The organism is Spirillospora sp. NPDC049652, from assembly GCF_040675125.1.
GTDB lineage: Bacteria > Actinomycetota > Actinomycetes > Streptosporangiales > Streptosporangiaceae > Spirillospora.
In genome coordinates this window covers 1-3,398 of record NZ_JBFAOF010000802.1, presented here as the reverse complement: position 1 = coordinate 3,398, position 3,398 = coordinate 1, and the positions used below count along the sequence as shown (strand labels likewise).

The following is a 3,398-nucleotide window of genomic DNA, read 5'->3' as shown; positions in this document are numbered from 1 at the left end:
TGAGCAGCCGCGCGAGGGACGCCCCGGCGGTCGGGTCGTGCATGACGCGCAGCGTCGCGACGACGTCCTGCACCTCCGGGACGGTCAGCAGGCCGCCGAGGCCGACCACCTCGACCGGCACGTCCCGCAGCTCCAGGGCCCGCCGCAGCAGCGGGAACTGCGACCGCTTGCGGGCGAGGACGGCGATGTCGGACCACTTCAGCGGCTCGTCCCCGGCGGGGCCGCCGTCCGGGGCGTACTCGGTCGGGCCCATCAGCTGGACGACCCGCTCGGCGATCCGGTCGGCCTCGTCCTCGACCGTGGCGAACAGCCCGCACTCGACCCGGCCGCGCCCCTCGCGGCCCGCGCCGGGGATCAGCACGGGCACGTCGCGGGCGTCCTCGCGCAGCTCGGCCTGGACCCGCGCGGCGGCGTCCAGGATGCGCTCGCCGTTGCGGAAGCTGCGGCTGAGCTTGTTGACCGGCGCGGGCTCGGCCGGGACGGTCCCGGCCGCCGGACGGCGCGGGAAGTCATGGGCGAACCGCAGCAGGTTGCCCGCGCTCGCGCCGCGCCACCCGTAGATCGACTGGCACGGGTCGCCGACCGCCGTCACCGCGTGCCCGCCGCCGAACAGCGAGGTCAGCAGGACGAGCTGGGCCTGGCTGGTGTCCTGGTACTCGTCCAGCAGCACGACCGGGAACCGGGACCGCTCGATCATCCCGACCTCGGGGTGGTTGCGGGCGATCCGCGCGGCCAGCGCCATCTGGTCGCCATGGTCGATGACCTCGCGCGCGCGTTTGGCCTGCTGGTACCGCTCGATCAGCGGCATCAGCTGCTCGCGGACCCCGTGCTTGGCGAGGATGTCCCGCTGCGCCTTGAGCGGCTTCCTGAGCGCCGCGAACATCGCGTCGAGGCGTTCCCCGATGCGGCGGACGTCGTCCGGGGTGCGCAGGTGCTCCGAGAGGTCGCCGCCCAGCTCCATGACGGCCTTGGTGACCGTGTCCGGCGACCAGTCGATCTTGTCCATCGGGCCGGCGTAGGCGTCCACCACGCGCGAGCACATCTGCCACGCGACCGCCGGGGAGATCAGCCGCATCGTCGGCTCCAGCGCCTCGCGCAGCGCGTGGTCGCCGAACAGCCGCGCCGCGTACGCGTGGTAGGTCGAGACCATCGGCTCGCCGTCGAAGATCTGCTCGCCGCCGAGCCGCTCCAGCTCGTGCGCGGGCAGCTGCTCGCGCAGCGTGTCGAGCCGCTTGCGGACGCGCGCGCCGAGCTCGGCCGCCGCCTTGCGGGTGAAGGTCAGCCCGAGGACGCGCTCGGGCCGGACGAACCCGTTGGCGACCAGCCAGACGACCCGCGCCGCCATCGTCTCGCTCTTGCCGGACCCGGCGCCCGCGATCACCGCCATCGGCGCGAGCGGGGCCTCGATGACCCGCGCCTGCTCCTCGGTCGGCTCCGGCACCCCGAGCAGCCGTGCCAGCTCCGCCGGAGTGATCATGGACCGACCTGTCCCCCCGTCTCGTGCACCGGGCAGCAGGACCGTACCGGGCAGGTCCGACACTTCTCGTTCGCGCGCGCCTGGAAGACCTCGCCGGCCATCCCGGTCGCGACGATCTCGACCAGCTTCTTCGGCCACTCGGGGTCGGGGTCGTCCGAGGGCGGCGGCTGCTCCTGCTCGCGGACGCGGTTCGCGAACGCCGCCTTCCCCACCTGGACCAGCTTCGCGCCGCCCGGCTCGACCAGCCCGTGCCGCTGGAACGCGCCGAGCATCACCGCGTACTGGTACACGCCGAGCTGCGGGTGCCGGGCCAGGTCGCCCTTCCCGACGGCCGTGGTGGAGGTCTTGATGTCGATGATCACCGCGCGGCCCTCGGCGTCCCGCTCGGCGCGGTCGATGCGGCCCTTGATGACGACGCGGCCGAGGTCGACCTTGAACGACTCCTCCAGCGCGACGACCTCGTTCGGGTTCTCCCGGTTCCAGGCGAGGAACCGGTCGACCATCACCGCGGCCTGCTCGCGCTGCTTCTCGGAGTACCAGGACGAGCGGAAGTCCAGGTCGTTCCAGATCTCGTCCAGGCGGCGCGCGACGTCCACCTCGGTGACGTTCTCGTCCGCGCCCGCCATCTCGGCGACCGCGTGCACGACCTTGCCCATCGTCGAGTACTCGTTCGGGCCGCCCTCCTGCGCGCCGACCGCCGAGGTCAGCAGCCAGCGCAGGCCGCACGTGGTGAACGTCTCGACCTGGGACGGCGAGATGGTGATCTGCTCGTCCTCGGCGAACGCCGGGCCCGCGTCCGACAGGGCCGTGATCGCGTACCAGTTCTCCGGGCGGGCGCCCCGGACGCCCGCGCGCGCGAGCCGCGCCAGGTGCCCGGCCGCGGCCCTGCGCATCGGCTCCGGACGGGACGGGTCGGCGACCACCGAGCGCAGGTCGGCGACCAGCGCCGCCAGCGACAGCCAGCGGGTCCGCTCGTCCAGCCGGGACCGCTCGATCGCGCCGGGCAGCAGCTCGTTCAGGAACCGGGACGGCCGCTCCTCGGTGTCGTCCCCGCCGACGGCCGTCACGACCAGCCGCCGCCGCGCGCGGGTGACCGCGACGTAGAACAGGCGGCGCTCCTCGTCCAGCATCTTCGCCGACAGCGACGCCCCGGCCGCCGCGCCCTCCTCCGGCACCTGCGACCCGGCGACGTGCTCGACCAGCTCCTCGACGCCGAGCAGCGAGCCGCGCAGCCGCACGTCCGGCCAGACGCCCTCCTGGACGCCCGCGACGACCACCACGTCCCACTCCAGGCCCTTCGCGCGGTGCGCGGTCAGGATCCGGACGGCCTCGCCCTCGGGCGCGCTCTCGGCGAGGGTGTCCCCGGCGATCTCCTGCGCGGAGATCGTGTCGACGAACAGCTCCGGGCCCGCCTGCGGCAGCCGGTCGACGAACCGCGCGGCGGCGTCGAACAGCGCGACGACGGCGTCCAGGTCGCGGTCGGCGGCCGCGCCGCGCCCGCCGCCCCGCACGCTCTGCTCCAGCAGGACGTCCGCCTGCCCGGACTCCTGCCACACCTCCCACAGCACGTCCTCGGCGCTGCCGCCCTCGGCGGCGCTGCGCCGCGCGACCTCGATCAGCCGCGCGATCCGCTCGGCGGGCGCACGCACCTTCTCGTGGACGAGCACCAGCTCGCGCGGGTCGTCCACGGCGGCGACGAGCAGCTCGGCCAGGTCGCGGCGGCCGCCGGAGATGTCCTCCAGGTCGCGCAGCGCGCGCTTGAGCCGCCGCATGGCGAGGGCGTCGGCCCCGCCGAGCGTGCTGGTCAGTAGATCCTCGGCGACGACCTCGTCCAGATGGTCCTTCTTGAGGGCGGCGCGCAGCAGCACCAGGAACGGCCGGACGGCCGGCTCGCCGACCAGCGGCACCTCGTCGCCGGCGA

General features: G+C 74.5%; 2 protein-coding genes. Both read right to left on the bottom strand.

Annotation, left to right across the window (positions count from 1 at the left end):
* Positions 1 to 1,477, bottom strand: a 1,477-nt coding sequence (locus AB0J52_RS32900; RefSeq protein WP_500186746.1) for an ATP-dependent helicase, incomplete at its 3' end; no start/stop codon positions are given.
* A partial coding sequence (locus AB0J52_RS32895; protein WP_500186744.1) for a PD-(D/E)XK nuclease family protein occupies positions 1,474 to 3,398 on the bottom strand: 1,925 nt, incomplete at its 5' end. The genes AB0J52_RS32895 and AB0J52_RS32900, both read right to left, overlap by 4 nt.